This is a genomic window from Lutimaribacter pacificus, assembly GCF_900142185.1.
GTDB classification, from domain to species: Bacteria; Pseudomonadota; Alphaproteobacteria; order Rhodobacterales; family Rhodobacteraceae; genus Lutimaribacter; species Lutimaribacter pacificus.
In genome coordinates this window covers 21,112-41,819 of the sequence record NZ_FQZZ01000008.1, presented here as the reverse complement: position 1 = coordinate 41,819, position 20,708 = coordinate 21,112, and the positions used below count along the sequence as shown (strand labels likewise).

The following is a 20,708-nucleotide window of genomic DNA, read 5'->3' as shown; positions in this document are numbered from 1 at the left end:
CCATGATCGACCCGGAGAAACTTCTGGCCCGGCATTTCGAGCCGGTCGAACACAGCTATACCATGCGCGACACCATCCTCTACGCGCTCGGGCTTGGGCTCGGTGCCGATCCGCTGGATGCCGGGCAGCTGCGTACCTGCTATGAGCGCGCCCCGGAATTCTGCGCGCTGCCGTCGATGGTCAACGTGCTCGCCGGTCCCGGATTCTGGGCCATGGAACCCGGCAGCGGTCTGACCTGGCAAAAGATCCTGCATGGGGAACAAAGCTTTACCATGCATGCTCCGTTGCCTGTCGAAGGCACGTTGATTGGCCAGACCCGGATTACCGGAATTGTCGACAAGGGGGCCGAAAAGGGTGCGCTGATCTATCTGGAGCGCAGCCTGACCGACAAGGGCACGGGCCAGCCGATTGCCACGGTCAAGGGAACCAGCTTTGCCCGTGGCGACGGTGGTTTCGGCGGTGCGACCGGGCCGGTGGCGCCGGTGCACAAGCTGCCCGGGCGTGCACCCGACAAGGTTTACGATCATGCGACGACCCGGGGTCAGGCGCTCGTCTACCGGCTGAGCGGCGATTACAATCCGCTCCATGCCGATCCCGAGGTGGCGCGCGGCGCCGGGTTCCCGGTCCCGATCCTTCACGGGTTGTGCACGCTGGGCATTGCCTCGTGGTCGATTACCTCGGCGCTTGGCGGCGGCGATCCGGCGGCCTTGACGCATTTGCAGTTACGTTTCTCTTCACCGGTCTACCCCGGAGAGACCATTCGCACCGAGATGTGGGGCGACAACAACGAGGTCTCGTTCCGGGCGCGGGCCGTCGAGCGCGACGTGGTCGTTCTCGACAACGGCCTCGCCCGGCTGGGCTGAGCGAAAGGACACCTGATGAGCGAAAGACAGTTGCCGGCCATTTATCCCGAAACGCAGTTCTACTGGGACGGTGCGAAGGAGGGAAAGCTCCTGCTGAACGCCTGCACGGCGTGCGGCAACAGGCCGTTCTTTCCGCCGCGCCCGTTCTGCCCGCATTGCGGCAGCCGCGAGGTCACGGTGATCGAGGCCTCGGGGCGCGGGCGGTTGTATTCCTATATCATCAGCAACGTGCCCGCGCCGGGTTACGAAACGCCGTTTACGATCGCGGTGGTGATGCTTGACGAGGGTGTGAAGCTTGTCAGCAACATCGTCGATTGCCCGCCCGACCCGGAAGCCCTCGAACTCGACATGCCGCTCGAGGTGACATTCGAGCAGCGCGGCACGCTCGCGGTGCCGCAGTTTCGCCCTGCGAAAGGAGGTGCCGCATGAACCGCGCAACAATTGCCATTGTCGGTGCCGCCGAAACCACGAAAATGGGCAAGATACCCGAACTGAGCCAGACCGGGTTGCATGCCGATGCCGCGCTGAACGCCCTGGCCGATTGCGGCCTGACCGTCGCGGATATCGACGGCATCGCGACCGCCGGGCACGACGTGGCCGAGATCGCCCAGTATCTCGGGGTTAGCCCGGTCTGGTATGACGGCACCTCGGTGGGGGGCTGCTCTTTCATCACGCTGGTGCGCCATGCGGCCGCGGCGCTCGAACAGGGGCTGTGCAACACGGTTCTGATCACGCACGGGGAAAGCGGGCGCTCGCGGCATGCCGCGCATCGCCCGATGTTCCCCAGCATGCAGCAGCAGGAATTCGAGGCGATATACGGGCCTGTCTTGCCGCCCTCGCGCTTCACGCTTCCGGTGTTGCGCAAGATGAAGGATGACGGGCTGACCGAGGAACAGCTTGCCATGGTGGCTGTCGTACAGCGTGAATGGGCCGCGTTCCACCCGCGGGCCAGTGCCCGTGAGCCGATCACGGTAGAGGATGTGCTGTCCTCGAAAATGATCGCCTATCCTTTTCGGAAGCTGATGTGTTGCCTTGTCTCGGATGGCGGGGGCGCGCTGATCCTGACACGCGCCGACCGGGCGAAGGACTTTCCCACGAAGCCGGTCTACCTGCGCGGCGCCGGCGGCGAGAGCGTGGAAGGGCCGATGATCTCGCAAATGGAAAGCTTCAGCAGTTCCAAGGCGTTCCGCATCTCGGGCCGCGAGGCCTTTCGCAGCGCGGGGATCAGCCACTCGGATGTCGATCACCTGATGATCTACGACGCCTTTGCGCATCTGCCGATCTACGGGCTGGAGGATCTTGGTTTCGTCGGTCGCGGAGAGGCGGGGGCGTTCATCGCCGAGGGCCACACGCGACCGGGCGGCGCGCTGCCGCTCAACACCAATGGCGGGGGGCTCAGCTACATGCATTCGGGCATGTACGGGATGTTCGCGTTGCAGGAGGCCGTTCGGCAGATGCGCGGGGTGTCGCCCGCGCAGGTCGAGGGCGCGAAGCTTTCGGTCGTTCACGGGGTCGGCGGCATGTTCTCGGCCGCCGCGACCGTGGTCATGACCAATGAGGATCGCTGGTAGCGCGGGTCAGTCGGACGGGAAAGACACCCACCGGAATTATCGCCGGAATTTTTTGGTACTTGGAAATGGAGCGTAAAATGCTGGAAAACAAAGTGGTCATCATCACGGGCGCCGGGCGCGGCATCGGGCGGGACATCGCGTTGATGATGGCGTCGCGTGGCGCGCGCGTTATCGTGAACGATCTGGGCGGAGCCGCGGACGGGCAGGGCGCCAGCAGCGCCCCGGCCCAGGAGGTGGTGGATGAAATCCGCGCCGCCGGCGGAGAAGCCGTCGCCAATTTCGGAAATGTCGCCTCTTCCGGGGATGCGACCCGGATGTACGAACAGGCCATGGACGAATTCGGGGCTGTCGACGTCGTGGTCAACAATGCGGGCATCCTGCGGGACTCGATCTTCCATCGCATGACCGAAGAAGACTGGGATGCGGTCATGGCCGTGCACCTGAAGGGCAGCTTCAACATGGCCAAGGCGGTCGCTCCGCAATTCAAGGCGCAGGACTCCGGCTGTTTCGTGCATTTTTCCTCGACCTCGGGCCTGATCGGCAGTTTCGGGCAGGCGAACTATGCCGCGGCAAAAATGGGCATCGTCGGCCTGTCGAAATCGCTTGCGCTGGACATGGCGCGCTTCAACGTGCGCTCGAACTGCATCGCGCCGTTTGCCTGGTCGCGCCTGGTCGGAACGATCCCGACGAACACGGAAGCCGAGAAAGCCCGTGTCGAACGCGCGAAAGAGATGAAACCCGCCAAGATCGCACCGCTCTGCGTCGCATTGGCCGACCCGTCCTGCGAGGTGACCGGCCAGATATTCGGCGTGCGGCACAACGAGGTTTTCCTCTTCAGCCAGCCCCGCCCGATCCGCTCGGTCCACCGTGGCGAGGGATGGACGCCGGAAACCGTCCGGGACCACGCATTGCCGGCCATGAAAAAGAGCTTTTTCCCGTTGGATATAACCGGCGATGTCTTTTCCTGGGACCCGATCTGACGGAGGTCGCCAGACCAGTCGGCGCCGCCGTTGCTGGGGAGGGTTAGTCGCCTCCGCCCGACGGCATTGGCCGAGTTAGGGGCGATGGGCCGCACCGGTCTGCGGGGCGACCGGGCGGCCCTCCCATGCGGCGTACAGGATGGCTTCGATGTCGCCCGCGTCGAAGGGGCGTGGGTTGGCGTAGCGGTTGCGCGTCGCTATTTCGGCCGCACGGGGAATATCCGTCCGGTCCAGCCCCAGATCGGCCAGGGACAGAGGTGCACCACAGGTTTTTGCGAAGTCCCACAAGCCGCGACCGACACTGCCGCCGAAAAGCTCTGCCACGGCGTCGAGCCTGTCGGTGCCCACGGCATTGAACCCCGCGGTATGGGGCAGGAGGATCGCGTGGGTTTCGGCGTGGGGCAGGCCAAAGGAACCGCCCAGTACATGTGCGAGCTTGTGATGCAGCGACATCGTGATATAGCCCAGCACCGTCGAACACAGCCACGCGCCGTACAGTATCCTGGCCCGCGCTTCCCTGTCGGTCGGAGCTTCGACAACACGGGGCAGGCCTGACTTGAAGGCACGCATCGCTTCGGTTGCCATCAGATCGGTGATCGGGTTGGCGTCGGGGGCATAAAGCCCCTCGATCCCGTGCGCGATGGCGTTGAGGGCCGATGTAACCGTCAGCTTTGCAGGCAGGCCAAGGGTCAGGTCCACGTCGTAGATGACGACCTCGGGGCGGATCGAGGGATCGCGTCGCGTGACCTTCTCACCTGCATCGGTCTCGCCCAGGATGTCGGTCATCTCCGAGCCGGCATAGGTGGTGGGAATGGCGATCTGATCGGCGCCGGTCCGGGTAGCGATGGCCTTGCCCAACCCGATGGTGGAACCGCCGCCGACGGCGACCAGGCAATCGGCACCGGATTGGTCAAATGCGGCGATGGCCTTTTCGGTGACCGCGAGGGGGGTATGCATTTCGGCCCCGGAAAAGAGTCCGGCGCTCTGCTGTCCGAGCAGACCGGACAACGCGTTCGCCTCGCCGGTCTGTTGCGGTGTGCAAAGGAAAAAAGCACGCCGATGTCCAAGCCGGGCAATTTCCTCGCCAAGCCGGGCGCGGGTTCCTGAGCCGAAGAGAACCCGGCTGGTAATGCCGGGAAAGACGAAATCTCTCATGCCGTAGTCCTTTCGTGAGGCTTGCCGCTGCGGCGCGTGCCGCAGCGTTCGGGTTTCTTTCAGGCCGAAAGCTAACGTGGATACGTCCCGGTGATATCGTTTCTGCCGAAGGGAATATAACATGTTGCTATGAAATGCGGCGGGGCGACGTGGAGTTTGATCCCGGTCGCAGGATGTCGGAGGCGCGGTGTCTGCCGGGGCCTGAGATTGGCATCCGGGAAGGGGCTGACATTGCCGGAAAGTGTGTCTTTTCACGACGTAGACCACGTTTTCCGGGTTTTTCCCCGCTGTTCGAGCATTAATATATCATCAGGATATAAAGCGTCGGAGTTTTCGAATTTGACGCCAGCGAGACCGCCGCCCTAGAAAACAGGTATCGCCACACGGTTGGAGGAACCGGATTGTGGCGGATCTTTGGGGAGAAAGCCCGGGTCACGGCGCTTATGGCGCATGATGCCCACAGTTCATGTCTCTCGAAAGAATGGCAAGGGAGGCTGTGTTCGATGGCGGTTCCGCCCGCTTCGAACCTCTATCTCCCTGTGTGCGTGGCGTAGCGATGTGTTGTCGCTATGCCGGTATGAAGGGGAGGGAGGCCGAATGGCTGCCGAATTCGAAACACTGGACTACGAGATCGGCGGGGTCCGTACCGTCATCAAGGCAATCGGTGCCGGGAAACCGGTGCTGTTCCTTCACGGGGCGGCCACCCTTGAGGGGTTCGATTTCGCCAGGGGGCTGGCGGATCGGTTCCGGGTGCTCTGCCCCAGTCATCCGGGCATGGGCCATTCCGGCGATGCCCCCCATGTCGCGGATATCTCGGACTTCCTGATCCACTACCTCGATCTGCTTGACGCGCTGGACCTGCCCGAGAAACCGCATCTGATCGGCTTCTCGATGGGGGGGTGGCTGGCAACCGAACTTGCAGCCATTGCGCGCGACCGGTTCGACAAGGTCGTCCTGATGGCCCCGGCGGGCCTGAACGATCCGGCCTGGCCGGCCACTGACCTGGGGGCAATCGCCCCGCAGGATTTCCCCGGATACCTTGCGCACGACGTGAATGTCGCGCTGCGCTATTTTCCCGACGGATCGGACCCCGCTGCCGCCGAGGCGTTCGGCGCCGCGCGCGGGCGGGAAAGCGAAACGGTTGGCAGGATCTGCGCGCCGCTGGGAATGGGCCATCCGAACCTGCGCCGCTTCCTGTCCCGGATCACGAACCCGACACTTGTCGTCTGGGGGACCGAAGACCGCCTGTTGCCCGCCGGTCAGGCGCCGCTCTGGGTCGACGCGCTGCCTGACGGCAGGCTGATAACTGTCGAGGGGGTCGGCCATCTGATTGCGCAGGAACGGCCGGAAATCATGGCCGGGATCGGCGACTTTCTTTCCAACTGATTTGTTCACCTGAGGAGGACAACCATGAACAAGCCTATGAGACATGGCTACTGGGGCCAGTCCGTGGACCATCGTGATCTGCTGAAGAAGATCGAGGCAATCGGACCGCTTTTGCAGGAAAACGCCGAAGCCGATGATGCGGCCTCGGAACTCACCGACGAGACTTTCGAAGCCCTTCGCCCGCTGCGCATGTCTCATGTGCTGGCGCCCGAGGAACTGGGCGGCGCGCAACTGCCGCCGCGCCAGGTGCTGGAACTGATCGAGGCGATCACCTGGCATTCGGGGTCCGCGGGCTGGGTGTCCATGGTCCATGCCTGTATCGGCGGGATGTCGGCGGCGTTTCTGCCGGATACCGCTGTGGCACGCCTGTTCGCCGACGGCACGGATAACCGGTTCTCGGGGCAGGGGGCGCCCTTCGGTATGCTGAAGAAGGTCGATGGGGGCTATCAGCTGTCGGGTCGATGGAGCTATGGCTCGGGTTTCAGCCATGCCACCTGGTCGCATAGTGCGGCATTCGTCGATGACGGAACCGGAAAACCGCAGAAGGACGCGAACGGTGAGCCGGTCATAATGTGCGTCCATGCGCCGATCGAAGAACACGAACAGCTTGGGAACTGGGATGTCCTGGGGCTCAAGGGCAGCGGGTCGATCGACTATTCGGCCGAGGAGCTGTTCATTCCCGACGACCTGACCTTTCCGATCGCCAACGCCGAACCGCAGCGTCTGAAGGAACTGTTCGGTCTGGGTGTGATCGGTCTGGCCGCCATCGGGCACACCGGCTGGGCCATGGGTGCGGCCCGCAGGATGCTCGACGAGATTGCCGAGTTCGCCCGTACCAAGTCCGGCCGCGCGGGGCTTTTGGGGGAAAGTGAGAAATTCTGGCATGACTACGGCCGTGCCGAAGCGCGCGTTCGCGCGGCCCGGGCCTTTGCCATGGATGTCTGGCGCGATATCGAGGCGACGGTCGAGGCGGGGCAGTCGGTGACCACCCGGCAGATCAGCATGGTGCATCTTGCCAAGTCGGAGGTGCACGAGGCCGGCGAGGCCGCCTGCAATTTCGCCTATCGCGCGGCCGGTGGTGCCAGCCTGCGTGCCGGGACGATGCAGCGCCTGTTCCGCGACATGATGGTTGCGGTGAACCACATCACCATCGCACCGGGAATCGTCGCCTCTGCCGGCCGTGAAATCGGCGGGCTTTGGAGCGATCGCGTCTGGAAATTCTACGATCTCGTGGAACCCAAGTGAAACCGGCAGGGCCGGGTGCCGAGCCCGGCCTCCTGCCGACGGAAGAGTCTCATGCTGAAACCTGACCGACACCCCGAACCGTTCGACGAACCGCCCAGCCTGTCGCACGCATTCCGCGAGGCGTTTCGCTGTCATCCGGCCGGCGTGGCGATCGTGTCGGCCGATGCCGGCACGGGGCCCGTCGCGCTGACCGTCAGTTCGCTGATATCCGTCAGTGCCGCGCCACCGATTGTTGCGTTCTCACTCTCGGCACAGTCTTCCTCTGCCGAGGCGCTTTTGAGTGCCGAAACGGCGGTGATCCACCTTTTGCGTTTCGAGGATCTGGACCTGGCCCGGCTTGCCGCGACCCCCGGAATGGAGCGGTTCGGACCCGACGTCGCCTGGGACCGGTTGCCGGGCGGTGAGCCGCGTTACACCGATATCCGCACGTGGTTCCGCGCAAGGCTGCACAGCACCATGCCGCTCGATGCGGCAACACTGGTCGTGGCGGAGTTGCTCGAAGGGGCGGTGGCACCGGTGGACGAAAGCCCGGAACGGGATTCGCTGATCTATCTGGATCGCCGCTGGCACCGGCTTGAACAGCCCGAAACCGGTGAGGACCGATAAGGGATGTCGCAGATGTCAGGCAGCCGTTTTACCAAGGAACCGAGATGACCTATTTCTCCGAGAAAGAATCCATCGAAATCGTGAATGCCCGGATGGGGAGCGACACGGACCCACGCCTGCGCGAGGTCATGGCTGCGCTGGTGAGGCACCTGCATGACCTGGTTCGTGAGGTCGGGCTGACCCAGGACGAATGGGAGCATGTCATCGGTTTCCTGACGCGCACCGGCCAGATTTGCTCGGACGAGCGGCAGGAATTCATATTGCTTTCGGATGTGCTGGGTGTCTCGATGCTGGTCGATGCGATCAACAATCGCAGGCCCGTGGGGGCAACGGAGAATACGGTTTTCGGCCCGTTTCACGTGGCCGATGCCCCGATCCGCGAAATGGGCGATAACATCAGCCTGGACGGCAAGGGCGAAAGCTGCCTTTTCGAAGGGCAGGTGCTGAACGTCGAAGGTGCACCGATTGCCGGGGCGTGCCTTGATGTCTGGTCGGACAACGCGGACGGATATTACGATGTCCAGCAGCCCGACATCCAGCCCAGGTGGAACAATCGCGGCCGGTTCTACACCGGCCCCGACGGGCGCTACAGCTTTCGCGGGATCAAGCCCGTCAGCTATCCGATCCCCGATGACGGTCCGGTGGGGCAGATGCTGGACCGTTTGGGCCGCCACCCCTACCGCCCGGCGCATATGCATTACCTGATCACCGCGCCCGGTTATCAGAAACTGGTCACTCACACCTTCGTTGGCGAGGACGAGTACCTGGCGTCCGACGCCGTCTTCGGCGTCAAGACCTCACTGATCGCCCCTTACGAGCGCCTGGAGGATGCCGACACGATCTGGCGCTCGCATTTCGATTTTGTCCTGGTCCCAGCCTGAGTTCTCCATGCCCAACGTGAAATTCTATATCGACTCGCGGAACTGTCCCGCCACGCGCGAAACGCTTTCGGGCATGCTGCCGGATTTGCGCAGCCTGCTGTGCGACAGCCTCAGGGTGACGCAGGCGGCCTGCCAGTTCGCGGTGATCGAGGTCGCCGGCCTTGAGGACCAGGCCCAGATCAACACGGAATTGTCGCTTTTGCCCAGCCCCGAGCGAACGCCCGAGATGCTGTCCGGCCTGGCCCGGCGGCTGCGCGACGAGATTTCCCGGGCAACGGGGCTGGGCGTTGTGGTGCGGGTCTCGGCGCTTGATCCGCGCACTTACGTGACACTGAAATAGTCGCCGGCCGAGGCGCTTGCTTGGAAGGAAATAAGAATGGCCGATATCTCGACGGATGTTCTTGTGATTGGTACCGGACCTGCCGGATCGGCGGCTGCCGCGCTTTTGTCGAGCTATGGCATCTCGAACATGGCGGTAAACCAGTATCGCTGGCTGGCGAATACGCCACGCGCCCATATTACCAACCAGCGAACGATGGAAGTGCTGCGCGATCTGGGCCGCGAGGTCGAGGACGAGGCCTATCTTTTCGCCACCCATCAGGACCTGATGGGCGAGAATATCTTTTGCGAAAGCCTGGCCGGAGAAGAGATCGGCCGCATGAAGGCCTGGGGCAATCACCCCCTGTCGCGGGCCGAACACCAGATGTCCTCTCCGGGGCGGATGAACGACCTGCCCCAAACCTACATGGAGCCGCTGCTGTTCAAGACCGCGTGCTCACGCGGAACCCAGGCGCGGATGTCGACCGAGTACCTGCATCACGAACAGGACAATGAAGGCGTCACCACCGTTCTGCGCGACCGCCTGACGGGTGGCGAGTTTACCGTGCGCTCGAAATACCTGATCGGCGCAGACGGGGGGAAATCGCTGGTGGCCGAACATGCCGGCCTGCCCTTCGAGGGTAAAATGGCGGTCGGCGGCTCGATGAATATCCTGTTCCGTGCCGATCTCAGCAAATATGTCGCCCATCGCCCCTCGGTTCTGTACTGGGTGATGCAGCCCGGTGCCGATGTCGGCGGGATCGGCATGGGGCTGGTGCGCATGGTGCGCCCCTGGAACGAGTGGCTGATCGTATGGGGCTATGACATCAACGGCCCGGAGCCCGAAGTCACACCGGAATTCGCCACCAGTGTCGCACGGCAGCTGATCGGCGACCCCGATCTGGAGATCGAACTGCTGGCGGCCAGCACCTGGACGGTGAATGACTATTACGCCACACGTGTTTCCGAAGGGCGGGTCTTTTGCATGGGCGATGCGATTCATCGTCATCCCCCGTCGAACGGGCTGGGGTCGAACACTTCGATTCAGGATGCGTTCAACCTGGCCTGGAAACTGGCCTTCGTTCTCAAGGGGCAAGCGGGCGAAGGGCTGTTGGCCAGCTACGACGATGAACGTGCCCCTGTCGCCCGGCAGATCGTCACGCGCGCCAATCAGTCCATTGCCGAGACCGCACCGATCTTTGCCGCGCTCGGCATGGATGGGGGTGTCAGCCCTGAGCAGATGCAGAAGAACCTCGAGGCGCGCAGCGACGGCACGGCCGAGGCGGCGGCGCAACGCGAGGCGATCCGTAAGGCCATTGCCTTCAAGAAGTACGAATTCGATGCCCATGGTGTCGAGATGAACCAGCGTTACCGGTCTCCGGCGGTCGTTGTCGAGGACCAGATCGAACCCGCATTCCAGCTCGACGCCGACCTGCACTATCAACCGACCACCTGGCCCGGCGCCCGGCTTCCGCATGTCTGGCTCTATCGTCATGACAATGGCGAGGAGGTTTCGACACTCGATCTGTGTGGCCATGGGCGCTTTACGCTGCTGACAGGTCTGGGCGGCGAGGCCTGGGTCGAAGCGGCGGGCAAGGTATCCAGCCATCTGGGGATCGACCTGGCCCGTCATGTCATCGGTCCACGCTGCGAGTTTGCCGATCACAGCGGCGACTGGGCGCGGATCTGCGAGATTCAGGATAACGGCTGCCTGCTGGTTCGGCCGGATCATCATGTCTGCTGGAGGGCAACGGCACTGGTGGCAGACCCCGCGGCCGACCTGGCGCGGGTGTTACGACAGGTCCTAGCGCGCTGAGGGGGGCGGCGGGCAGGAAAACTGCCGAAAGAGCATGGCCGGGGAGAGGTTGGCCCCGACCGGTATGCGCAACGAATTCAAACCAAGGTCAAGGGAGGACTTCATGACTATTTCCAGACGAGGCGCATTGGCGTCCATAGTGAGCATCGGGCTTGCCGGCTCGCTCGGGGTGAATGCGGGCTATGCGCAGGATGCGGATACCCCGGTCAAGATCGGTTACGCGATATCGCTCAGTGGCCCGAATGCGGGCGGGGCGATGACCACGCAGGTTCCCAACTATCGGCTGTGGGTCCACGAGATGCGTGAACGCGGCGGCATCCTCGTAGGCGATACCCGCCGTCCCATCGAGGTGATAGAGTATGACGACCGCTCGAACTCGGAAGAGGCCGTGCGCGCCGTCGAGCGGCTGATCAACCAGGACAATGTCGATATCCTGCTGGCCCCCTGGGGCACGGCGATCAACCTTGCCGTCGGGCCATTGTTCGACCGGCATGGTTACATCCATGCCTCGGCCACCGCGATTACCGACCGTGCGCCGGATCTGGTACAACGCTGGCCGCGCGCCTTCCTGCTGTCGGGCACAGCGGAGAGCTGGGCGGTGCCGGTGGTGGAACTGCTCGACGAAGCCCGCGCGGCCGGGCATATCGGCGACGAGGTGGCGATGGTTTCGGTCGCCGACGCTTTCGGCATCGACCTGGCCCAGGCTGCACGCACCGCTTTCGAGGATTTCGGTTTCACGCTGACATACGACCAGACCTATCCGGTCGGCACGCAGGATTTCTCGTCGATCCTGTCCGAGGTGAGCGACACCCAGGCGTTCGTTGCCTTCAGCTATCCACCCGACACGATTGCACTGACCGACAATGCGCAATTGCGCGATTTCAACCCTGCGGTCATGTATGTCGGTATCGGTGGGGCCTTTCCAATGTTCCATGACCGTTTCGGCGATACCGTCGACGGCCTGCTGACCCATGGCGGGCTGAACATGGCCGACGAACGGGTGCAGGGCTACATCGCCCTGCACGAGGAAGTGACCGGCCAAAGGCCCGACAGCGCGGGCAGCATCGTGACCTATGCGGCGCTGCAGGCAATGGAACAGGCCATCGCGCGTACCGGATCGCTGAACGGCGACGTGGTTGCCGACGAGATGAAGACCGGCACGTTCGACACGGTCCTGGGCGAAATCAATCTGGGCAGCCAGATGATGCCGAATATCTTCAAGGCCGGACAGATCAGCAACGGCTATGTCGTGGGCCTTGGGCCGCTCGGCGTGCCCGGACGGGGCGAATTCGTCGTTCCCAAGCCCGCATGGCCCGCGCGCTGACCGGTATCTGACACCGCGGCGGCGCGGGGGGGCCGCGCCGCCGCCCATCCTGAGGGGAAAACATGTTCATGAACGCATTGCTGAGCGGCCTGACGCTCGGCGGGGTCTATGCGCTCGTCGCGATGGGTCTGACGATTCAATACGGGGTGTCGCGCTCGCTCAACCTTGGCTATGGCGAGTTTCTGATTGGCGCCGCCTTTGCCGTCTATGTCCTGTTCGGCGCGCTGGGCATCAGCCCCTACCTGCTGGCGCTGGTGGTCGTGCCTGTGGCCTTCGGGCTGTCGTGGCTGATCTATCGGGTCATGCTGACACCGATCCTGCGCAGGGCGAGGACACCCGTCGCGCTTGAGATCGACAGCCTGCTGCTGACGTTCGGGCTGCTCTTTGCGATGATGGGCATCATGCTGCTGGTCTTTGGCAGCAACTATACCTCGTACACCTATCTTTCAGTGCCGGTGCGCATTCTCGATGCAACAGTGGCCCTGAACCGGCTGGTTTCCTTCGGGGCGGCCGTGGTCGTGGGCGCGCTGGCCTTTGCATTCCTGATGCGCACCCGGACGGGAATGGCCCTGCGCGCGGTCGCGGTCGATCCGGTTGGCGCGCAGCTTGTGGGGATCGACGTGAAATGGGCCGCAGGCCTGGCTTTTGCGATCGGCGGGGCGATTGCCGCGCTGGGCGGTGTGCTGATCAGCACCTACATGACCTTCACCGCGGAGATGGGCGTTGTCTTTACCATGAAGGCACTGATCGTGGTCATCATGGCCGGTGTCGGGCACGTGGTCGGGGCGTTGCTGGTGGGACTGGCGCTGGGGCTGATCGAAGCCTTCGTCGCGGCCTACCTGGATCCGGGCCTGACCGTCGCGGTGATCTACGCGGTCTTCCTGCTGGCGCTGATCGTCCGGCCGGTCGGCATTTTCGGGAGGGCCGTCAGATGATCGTCCGTTCGCCAGTACCCTACATCCTTATTCTCGCGATTTCCGGCCTGCTTGCATTCATGCCCTTTTTTGCAAGCGGTTTTCAGATGGCCTTTGCCATCGGGTGTCTCAACTATGCCGTTCTGGCGACCGCATGGGGGCTGTTTTCGGGGCCGACACGCTATGTATCGTTGGCCAGCGTGGTATTCTTCGGCATCGGGTCCTATACCGTCGCTGTCCTGGGCGAGGTACTGCCCTGGCCGGTGATCCTGCTGATCTCGGCGCTGATCGGTGGCGGTGTTGCGTTGATCGTGGGATTGGCAACGCTGAGGCTTGCCGGGATTTATTTCGTGATCTTCACCTTCGGCCTGAGCGAGATGGTCCGCCAACTCGTCACCTGGTATGAGGTCAACGTTACCCGTTCCATCGGGCGCTACATCTTTCTCGATATCACGCAACCCCAGATCTTCTGGCAGCTTCTGGGCTTGCTTGCGGTCGTGCTGATCGGTGCGGTGGCACTGCAACGCTCGCGCCTCGGCTTCGCGTTGCGGGTCATAGGCGGGGACGAGACCATGGCCCGTCATTTCGGCCTGAACCCGACCTTCGCCAAACTCGGGTTGTTCACGGCCAGTTCCGCGATCATGGCGCTGGCCGGGGCGATCATGGCCCCGCGCTGGACCTATATCGACCCGGCCATCGCCTTTAACGCCACGCTTTCGTTCCAGGTGGTCATCATGGCGCTGCTGGGCGGCATGCACCGCATCTACGGCCCGCTTCTTGGGGCGGTTCTGATGTCGTTCCTGTTCGAAGCGTTGGGAAGCCAGTTTCCACAGGCATTCTCGCTGCTGTTGGGGCTGGTCTTCATCGTGATCGTCTACCTGCTGCCGAACGGGATCATCGGCCGTATCGAGGAGCTGTTCGCGCTCAAGCGCGCCGTGCCGCAATCCACCCGGGAAGGAGAACGCACATGACCGGGACGATCATGAGAGTGAACGGCATCCGCAAGGCATTCGGTGGGCTTGTTGCGGTGGATGATGTCAGTTTCGACCTGATGCCGGGCGAGATCATGGGGCTGATCGGTCCCAACGGTTCGGGCAAGACCACGACGATGAACCTGATTTCGGGTGCGTTTGCACTGGATCGCGGGACGATCGAATTGCACGGAGAGCCGATTTCCGGCCTGCCGGCGAACAAGGTCGCCCACAAGGGGGTTGCGCGGACGTTTCAGCTTCTGCGTCTGATCGAAGAGATGACGGTGCTGGAGAACGCCGTGGTCGGCATGGCGTTTCAGCCGGGGCGATCCTGGAATGCGGCCATGATCGCGCGAAGCCGCGAATATCTCGAGGTCGTCGGCCTGGCGGACAAGGCCGGGGTCGAGGTTTCGAAGCTGACCTACATTGATCAAAAGCGGCTGGAACTGGCGCGCGCGCTGGCGATGGAACCCAAGGTGCTGCTGCTCGACGAATGGCTGGCGGGGTTGAACGCAACCGAGCTGCTGAGCGGGATCGAGGTCATCCGCAAGATCCGCGACCTGGGCACGGCCATCATCATGGTTGAGCATGTGATGTCCGCAATCCATTCGCTGTGCGATCGCTGTGTCGTCATGAATGCCGGCGCAAAGATCGCCGAAGGAACGCCTGCCGCCGTCCTGACCGATCCGCATGTGGTCGAGGCCTATCTCGGAGAACCGCACCATGCTTGAAGTATCCAACCTTTCGGTCAGCTATGGCCGCCATCTGGCCCTGTCCGATGTGGCATTGTCCGTGGGCCAGGGCGAGATCGTCGTGGTTCTGGGGGCGAACGGTGCCGGCAAATCGACTTTCATCAAGGCGCTGGCCGGTCTGGTCACGCCAGCGCCCGGCGCGCGCATCCTGCTTGGCGGGCAGTCGCTTGAGCGTTTGCCTGCGCATCAGATCGTCGAGGCGGGGCTGGCGTTGGTGCCCGAGGGGCGGCATCTCTTCAGCACTCTGACGGTGGCCGAGAACCTGTCGCTCGGGGCATTCCTGCCGCGTACGCGCGCGCAGGCCAGCGACAGCCTCGAGCGTGTCTTTGCAGTCTTTCCCAAGCTGCGACAGCGCCTGTCCCAGATCGCCGGCACGATGAGCGGCGGTGAACAGCAGATGGTGGCGATCGGACGCGCGATGATGACCGACCCGCAGCTTTTGCTGCTGGATGAGCCATCGCTGGGGCTGTCGCCCTTGCTGACGACCGAGCTGTTCCGGGCCTTGCCGAACATTGCCGCGACGGGAACGAGCGTATTGATGGTCGAACAGAACTCGCATCAGAGCCTGTCGATTTCAGATCGTGGTTACCTGCTTGAGGATGGCAGGATTACGGGCGAGGGGGCGGCCAGCGACCTTCTGCAAAGCGAAGCGGTGCAAAAGGCCTATCTGGGAATGTGACCGGTCAGCCCCGGCGCCGGGTGACCTGCTGTTCGTGTTCGATCCTGGTCTGGAGTAGTTGAAACTCTGCCTTAAGGAAATCGGCCAGTTTGCCGATGGCGGGCAGGCCCGGCCGGTCCTTCGATACCAGGAAGCCAAGTTCGCGGTTCGGGTGGTTGATCTTCAGCGGCAGCGCCTCCAGCGGGACGGTCTGGCGTGACAGGAAAACAACCGAATAGGGAAGGACGGTCAGCGAGTCCGACCCGGCCAGCATGGCCTGGATCGAAGCGAGAGTGCCGCCTGAGAAGTTGACGCGGAAATCCTCGCATCCGATGGATTTCAGCGCCCGTTCCAGATCGCGGTAAAGCGGGCTGTTCGCGGGCGGGGCGATCCACGTGAACGGTTCGATATCGGCAAGCGTGATGGCTTTGCGCCGTGTCAGGGGGTGCCCCACGCGGCAGGTGATGACGTTCAGCCCGGACAGCAGCGGTGTAAATTCCAGATCCGCCGGAACCTGGCTGGGATGCAGCGGCAGAACGGCCATATCCAGCGCGTCGTTGCGCAGATCGGCGATCAACGTGTCCTGATAGCCATAGAACTGCTCGATATTCACGTCGGCATAGCGGGATTGGAAATCGGCGAAGATGGTCGAGACCGCGCCATCCATGAAGATCGGCGTGCCACCGATGCGCAGGTTTCCGGCGTGGCCCTGCCGAAATCGCTGGATCATCAGGCTGGCTTCCTGGTTGGCGATCCGAATGCGGCTGCCCAGCCGAGCCAGATCCACGCCAAGCTTGGTCGGCCGCAGCGGGCGGCGGCGGGACTCGAACAAAGGCATCCCGATCCGTTGCTCCAGCAGCGCCATGCTGCGTGACACCGAGGGTTGGGATTTGCCCAACGCCGTCGCGGCCTCGGTCAGGCCGCCCTTGTCGACGATTACCGCCAGGATTTCCAGATGCTCGCTGTCGATCTTCATGATGCCGTTCCGCGTTTCCTCGGGCTTGAAAAGTTTAGGCCATGTGGATGCGGGGTGCAGCCGAATTATGGCCACCGAAACGAGAGGGCAACCCCGTTGTTCCAGAGGGTATCGTCACAAGAAACCGGCTTGAGGGGGCAGGGCGTTTCCACCGTGCCTGGCCGTCACGCTGCACGTCCGGTTCCCGCTGTCGCCCCGGCACGTCCGGGATCTGCCCCGCGAACACGATACCGACATGAACCATGGAGCCGTCCGATACGGGCGGTGCGTGCTCGATCGGGCAGCGCGGTCAGTTGTCGGGCCGAATCAACGGACCGCCCGGAAGCGCGCGGGCCAGGTCCATGGTTTCGGGATCGGCGAGGTTCAGGCGCTTGTTGCGGGCGTTCATGTAGGCATGTTCGCGCATCCGTGCCTCGGCCCGGTGCCCCTGCCGGGCCCGTATCGCGGCGACGATCTCCATGTGGTCCGCATGGGATGCGGCCAGTTGCCGAAACCCGTTCTCGTGGTCCTTCCGGTCGAAGATCAGCGCCGAGGGCGATACCAATGGCAGCCGCGACATCTGCGCGATGGACACCTTGAGCGCCCAGTTCCCCGATGCCTCGATCAGGCAGGCATGGAATGCACTGTTGAGTTCGACCCATCGGTCGCGCATCTCGTCGGTGGTGACGCCTGCCGTCAGCAATTCCTCGAAACGCTCCAGCATCTCCGACAACTCGTCATCGGCGGCGGCCTCGAGCCCGCGTTCGGCGGCCTGCCGCACCGCCATCGCCTCAAGCTCGCCCCGAACCTCGATGGCATCGGCGATTTCCTTGATCGAAAACCGCTTCACCCGGCTGCCGCGGTTCGGTTCGCGGGTCAGCAACCCCTCGTGTTCCAGCGTGCTCATGGCCAGCCGGGCGATGGTTCTCGACACGCCGAGATCCTCGGCCACCGAAATCTCGCGCAGCTTGGTGCCGGGGTCGAAATTGCCGGCAAGCAGCCTGCAACGCAGGGCTGTGGTTGCATCTTCCAGGGCGAAACTCATACCAATCCTTTCCCGTAGCCTTTCGAAGAGTATTGTCCGAAGCTGTCAAATTTGTCTAGCAAGGCCTTCCGTTTCATTGCATGCTAAACGTGTGTTTTTGACGGGTTGCATGTGTAAAATTGACGTAATAGCATGCAATGCAAGTTCAAACGGATGAAGGAGGACATCATGGGACTGGGGAAGACATTGCTGGCAACCGCTGTCGTTCTGGCGGCGTCGGGGGCACATGCGCAGACGGTATTGCGCTTTTCCGATTACGGCCCGAACCGCGGCGCGCGCGCGGCCGCGCTTGAATGGTTCGCCGAAGAACTGGCAACCCGCACCGATGGCGCGGTAAGCATCGAGTTCCATTGGGGCGGTTCGCTGCTTGGCGGGCGCGATACCCTGGGCGGGATCGCAAGCGGCGTGGCCGATATCGGCACGGTGGTCGGTTTCTTCACCCCGAAGGAACTGGAACTGTACAGCATCGGCGATCTGCCGGTTGCCAACAGCGACATCCAGACCGGGATGCGGGCGATCTACGATCTTTCGACGCAGGACGACAGGCTGACGGCGGAATTCGATGCCGCGGGCGTGCGGTACCTTACCAACTACACCACCGGGCCGGTGGAACTGATCTGCCGCAGTGAAATCACCACGCTCGACGAATTTCAAGGGCTGAAAATCCGGGCCTCCGGCCCCTATGGCGACACGCTCAAGCGGCTTGGCGCCGAGATCGTGACGATGAGCCAGGCCGACGTTTACCAGGCACTCGATTCGGGCCTGATCGACTGCAACCAGAACTATTACTATTCGATGCGCGCCTATCGCCAGTACGAGGTCGCCCCGTATGTTCTGGAGCTGAACTGGGGGCAGAACATGTCTTTCGGCATCTTCATGAACCCGGCGAGCTTCGACATGCTCGACGCTTCGCAGCAGGAGATCCTGACCACGCTTGCGTCGGAGTTCGTCGACTACGTCGCGGACGCGATGACCGCCGAGATCGACGATGCCAAAGAGGCGATGGTGGCCGGCATCGACGGCAGCAGCATCACCGTGACGCCGCTTCCCGAGGAAGACCGGGCCCGGCTGCTGGAGGTAAGCCAGGAAGCGATTTCGGACTGGCTGAACCGGGCCGGCGACCCCGCGGCCGAGGTGCTTGACGCCTATCAGGCGCTGCTGGCAGCCGGCGGCTCCGAGGGGCAGTAAGTTGCGGGACCTCCCGACAGAAGACGCCGATCCCGACGCGGTTTCCGCGACCGGGATCGAGCGGTTTCTTGCACGGATCGCCGCTGCCGGGCTGTTCGTCATGGCGGCCATCGTCACGATCAACGTGGTCAGCCGCTGGCTGGGCCGCGCCCTGATCCCCGACGATGTCTATCTTGTCCAGGAACTCATGGTGCTGGTCATCCTGCTTCCGCTGGGGGTCGTGACCGCGACCCGGCAGCATATCAAGGTCGATCTGTTCACCGAATGGCTGCCCTCGCGCGGCAAGGTCGCGCTGGCGGTGCTGGAGCATCTTGTGGGCCTGTTCTTCGTCGGGCTGCTGGCCTGGGCGGCCTGGCTGGGCGTTCGCAAGGCCTGGCTGACGCAGGATTACTATGCCGGGGTGCTCGATATCCCTATGTGGGTGGGTCATTCGACCTTCCTTCTGGGCATCGCGCTGTTCCTGATCCGGCTTGTGGTCATGCTCTGGCGTGACCTGCGCACACTTATCTGAACGGAACTGACATGGATCCCGTTACCCTTACCGGCGTGATCGTCGGCGCCGTCTTTCTGCTGCTTGTCCTGCGGGTGCCAATCGCCTACGCGCTTGGCGGATGCGCCGCGGTCGGGCTTGTGCTTTTCTTCGGCTGGCGTCCGGGGCAGGCGCTCGACCTGGCCCGTGGTCTCCGGCCCGCGCTGAGCCTGATCGAGGCCAACGCCTATTCCTTCGTGCACAGCTATCCGCTTTCGATGATCCCGCTTTTCATCGGCCTGGGCAATGTCGCCTTTCATGCGGACATAACCACCGACCTGTATCGTTCGTTGCGGGTTCTGCTGCGGCGGATGCCCGGCGGGCTTGCGATGGCCTCGATCACCGGATGCGCGGGCTTTTCGGCCATCACCGGTTCGTCCGTCGCCTGCGCCGCGGCCATGGGCCGTATCGCCGTTCCCGAGATGTTGCGATACAAGTACAATCCCGGGCTTGCCTCGGGGGCGGTGGCCGCGGGTGGCACGCTTGGCTCGCTCATCCCGCCAAGCCTGCTGTTCGTCATCTACGCGATCTTTACCGAGCAATCGGTGAACGGGCTGTTCCTGGCCGGCGTCGTTCCGGGCCTGTTGTCGCTTCTGGGGTTCCTCCTGACCGTGTTCATCTGGTGCCGCCTGCGCCCGCAGGACGCCCCCGGCGACGACGGCGAAATGGAGCCCGGGGCCGGGCGCTTTGCCCTGCGCGGCCTCTGGCCCGCGCTTGTCCTTTTCGGCCTGGTTGTCGGCGGCATCTATTTCGGGATTTTCACCCCGACCGAGGCCGCCGCCGTCAGCCTGGTGATCGCCCTGGCGATCGGCATGGCGCGTGGCAAGCTGAACCGCGAGAACCTGATGACCGCGGGGCTCGATACCGTGCGGCAGACCTCGATGATCTTTCTCGTGGCGCTTGCCGCCAAGATGTTCACGAGCTTCATCTCGCTGACCCGTATCACGCCGATGGCGCTGGACTGGCTCAAGGCGATCGACCCGCCCTTCGCGCTGGTGCTGATAGCGATCGTGCTCTTTTACCTGCTGATCGGCATGTTCCTCGACTCGATCGGCATCCTTGTCCTGACCCTGCCGTTCACGGTGCCGGTCATGGCGAGCTATGGCGTCGACCTGATCTGGTTCGGGGTGATCGTCATCAAGCTGCTTGAGATCGGCCTGATCACGCCGCCCATCGGCCTGAATATCTTTGTCATCAAAAGCGTGACGCCCAGTTCGGTAACGCTGGCGACCGTGTTCCGGGGGGCCGCGATCTTCCTGCTTCTGGATATTCTGGTGCTCGTGCTGCTTCTGACGGTGCCGGCGCTGTCGCTGTGGCTTCCCAACTCGGCATTCTGAGGGGACAGCACAGGCGATCCGAACGAAGGGGAGCGCGCCCAACCGGGCGCGCTCCCGCAAACCGTGAAACCCCCTGCATTGCGGGACAAGTGGCAGACGCGAGGCCGGTGCCTGCGTTGCGCTTTGCTTTTTGTTTGGGGGGAGGGGTAGCCCGATCAGGGGGATGTTTCAGGATCGTGCGATTTCGCCGGCGATCCGGGGGAATGCGCCCCGA

21 protein-coding genes are annotated in these 20,708 nt (G+C 63.3%); 18 read left to right on the top strand and 3 right to left on the bottom strand.

Features of this window, described 5'->3' with window-relative positions; translation table 11 throughout:
* Positions 1–2: 2 nt before the first annotated feature.
* The 4 genes from F3H87_RS17410 to F3H87_RS17395 all read left to right on the top strand — a co-directional run bounded on the left by F3H87_RS17410 (position 3) and on the right by F3H87_RS17395 (position 3,414).
* Complete coding sequence (locus F3H87_RS17410; RefSeq protein WP_149789115.1) at positions 3–863, top strand: MaoC/PaaZ C-terminal domain-containing protein; 861 nt, start codon at positions 3–5, stop codon at positions 861–863.
* 15 nt (positions 864–878) lie between these two features.
* Positions 879–1,292, top strand: a complete 414-nt coding sequence (locus tag F3H87_RS17405) for a Zn-ribbon domain-containing OB-fold protein (protein WP_149789116.1) — start codon at positions 879–881, stop codon at positions 1,290–1,292.
* Positions 1,289–2,434: a thiolase C-terminal domain-containing protein gene (locus F3H87_RS17400; protein ID WP_149789117.1), complete on the top strand. Its 1,146-nt coding sequence runs from the start codon at positions 1,289–1,291 to the stop codon at positions 2,432–2,434. The genes F3H87_RS17405 and F3H87_RS17400 overlap by 4 nt, the downstream gene beginning before the upstream one ends.
* A gap of 77 nt (positions 2,435–2,511) precedes the next feature.
* The gene (locus F3H87_RS17395) at positions 2,512–3,414 is read left to right on the top strand and encodes an SDR family NAD(P)-dependent oxidoreductase (RefSeq protein ID WP_149789118.1); all 903 of its coding nucleotides are present in this window, start codon (positions 2,512–2,514) and stop codon (positions 3,412–3,414) included.
* Positions 3,415–3,489: 75 nt separating this feature from the next.
* Here the strand turns inward: F3H87_RS17395 and F3H87_RS17390 are convergent, their stop codons facing one another.
* Complete coding sequence (locus F3H87_RS17390) at positions 3,490–4,569, bottom strand: maleylacetate reductase (RefSeq protein WP_149789119.1); 1,080 nt, start codon at positions 4,567–4,569, stop codon at positions 3,490–3,492.
* A 597-nt stretch (positions 4,570–5,166) separates the two neighbouring features.
* Here F3H87_RS17390 and F3H87_RS17385 point away from each other — a divergent pair.
* The 11 genes from F3H87_RS17385 to F3H87_RS17335 all read left to right on the top strand — a co-directional run bounded on the left by F3H87_RS17385 (position 5,167) and on the right by F3H87_RS17335 (position 15,461).
* On the top strand, positions 5,167–5,955 hold the full coding sequence (locus F3H87_RS17385) for an alpha/beta fold hydrolase (RefSeq protein ID WP_149789120.1): 789 nt from the start codon (positions 5,167–5,169) through the stop codon (positions 5,953–5,955).
* A 24-nt stretch (positions 5,956–5,979) separates the two neighbouring features.
* Complete coding sequence (locus tag F3H87_RS17380) at positions 5,980–7,200, top strand: acyl-CoA dehydrogenase family protein (RefSeq protein WP_149789121.1); 1,221 nt, start codon at positions 5,980–5,982, stop codon at positions 7,198–7,200.
* Between the two features lie 51 nt (positions 7,201–7,251).
* Positions 7,252–7,806: a flavin reductase family protein gene (locus tag F3H87_RS17375; protein ID WP_149789122.1), complete on the top strand. Its 555-nt coding sequence runs from the start codon at positions 7,252–7,254 to the stop codon at positions 7,804–7,806.
* Positions 7,807–7,850: 44 nt separating this feature from the next.
* Positions 7,851–8,687, top strand: a complete 837-nt coding sequence (locus F3H87_RS17370; RefSeq protein ID WP_149789123.1) for an intradiol ring-cleavage dioxygenase — start codon at positions 7,851–7,853, stop codon at positions 8,685–8,687.
* 7 nt (positions 8,688–8,694) lie between these two features.
* On the top strand, positions 8,695–9,027 hold the full coding sequence (locus F3H87_RS17365) for a hypothetical protein (protein ID WP_149789124.1): 333 nt from the start codon (positions 8,695–8,697) through the stop codon (positions 9,025–9,027).
* A 36-nt stretch (positions 9,028–9,063) separates the two neighbouring features.
* Positions 9,064–10,821, top strand: a complete 1,758-nt coding sequence (locus tag F3H87_RS17360) for an FAD-dependent oxidoreductase (RefSeq protein ID WP_149789125.1) — start codon at positions 9,064–9,066, stop codon at positions 10,819–10,821.
* A gap of 103 nt (positions 10,822–10,924) precedes the next feature.
* The gene (locus F3H87_RS17355; RefSeq protein ID WP_188129240.1) at positions 10,925–12,145 is read left to right on the top strand and encodes an amino acid ABC transporter substrate-binding protein; all 1,221 of its coding nucleotides are present in this window, start codon (positions 10,925–10,927) and stop codon (positions 12,143–12,145) included.
* A 62-nt stretch (positions 12,146–12,207) separates the two neighbouring features.
* Positions 12,208–13,080, top strand: coding sequence for a branched-chain amino acid ABC transporter permease (locus tag F3H87_RS17350; RefSeq protein ID WP_149789127.1), 873 nt, complete (start codon positions 12,208–12,210; stop codon positions 13,078–13,080).
* Positions 13,077–14,030 (top strand): branched-chain amino acid ABC transporter permease, encoded by a 954-nt coding sequence (locus F3H87_RS17345; RefSeq protein ID WP_149789128.1) that lies wholly within the window; start codon positions 13,077–13,079, stop codon positions 14,028–14,030. Before F3H87_RS17350 ends, F3H87_RS17345 begins: the two co-directional genes overlap by 4 nt.
* Positions 14,027–14,761 (top strand): ABC transporter ATP-binding protein, encoded by a 735-nt coding sequence (locus F3H87_RS17340; RefSeq protein WP_149789129.1) that lies wholly within the window; start codon positions 14,027–14,029, stop codon positions 14,759–14,761. Before F3H87_RS17345 ends, F3H87_RS17340 begins: the two co-directional genes overlap by 4 nt.
* Positions 14,754–15,461, top strand: a complete 708-nt coding sequence (locus F3H87_RS17335) for an ABC transporter ATP-binding protein (RefSeq protein ID WP_149789130.1) — start codon at positions 14,754–14,756, stop codon at positions 15,459–15,461. The genes F3H87_RS17340 and F3H87_RS17335 overlap by 8 nt, the downstream gene beginning before the upstream one ends.
* Positions 15,462–15,465: 4 nt before the next feature.
* Here F3H87_RS17335 and F3H87_RS17330 read toward each other — a convergent pair whose 3' ends face one another.
* Positions 15,466–16,416 carry a LysR family transcriptional regulator gene (locus F3H87_RS17330; RefSeq protein WP_149789131.1) on the bottom strand — a complete coding sequence of 317 codons (951 nt, stop codon included), beginning with the start codon at positions 16,414–16,416 and terminating at the stop codon, positions 15,466–15,468.
* A 289-nt stretch (positions 16,417–16,705) separates the two neighbouring features.
* Positions 16,706–17,440: a GntR family transcriptional regulator gene (locus F3H87_RS17325; RefSeq protein WP_149789132.1), complete on the bottom strand. Its 735-nt coding sequence runs from the start codon at positions 17,438–17,440 to the stop codon at positions 16,706–16,708.
* A gap of 168 nt (positions 17,441–17,608) precedes the next feature.
* Between F3H87_RS17325 and F3H87_RS17320 the strand changes: the two genes are divergently transcribed.
* Genes F3H87_RS17320 through F3H87_RS17310 form a run of 3 tightly spaced genes read left to right on the top strand, consistent with a single transcriptional unit; the run spans position 17,609 to position 20,494 of the window.
* Positions 17,609–18,628 (top strand): C4-dicarboxylate TRAP transporter substrate-binding protein, encoded by a 1,020-nt coding sequence (locus F3H87_RS17320; protein ID WP_188129241.1) that lies wholly within the window; start codon positions 17,609–17,611, stop codon positions 18,626–18,628.
* A gap of 1 nt (position 18,629) precedes the next feature.
* Positions 18,630–19,139: a TRAP transporter small permease gene (locus F3H87_RS17315; RefSeq protein ID WP_149789134.1), complete on the top strand. Its 510-nt coding sequence runs from the start codon at positions 18,630–18,632 to the stop codon at positions 19,137–19,139.
* A gap of 11 nt (positions 19,140–19,150) precedes the next feature.
* Positions 19,151–20,494 (top strand): TRAP transporter large permease, encoded by a 1,344-nt coding sequence (locus F3H87_RS17310; protein ID WP_149789135.1) that lies wholly within the window; start codon positions 19,151–19,153, stop codon positions 20,492–20,494.
* Positions 20,495–20,708 lie beyond the last annotated feature (214 nt).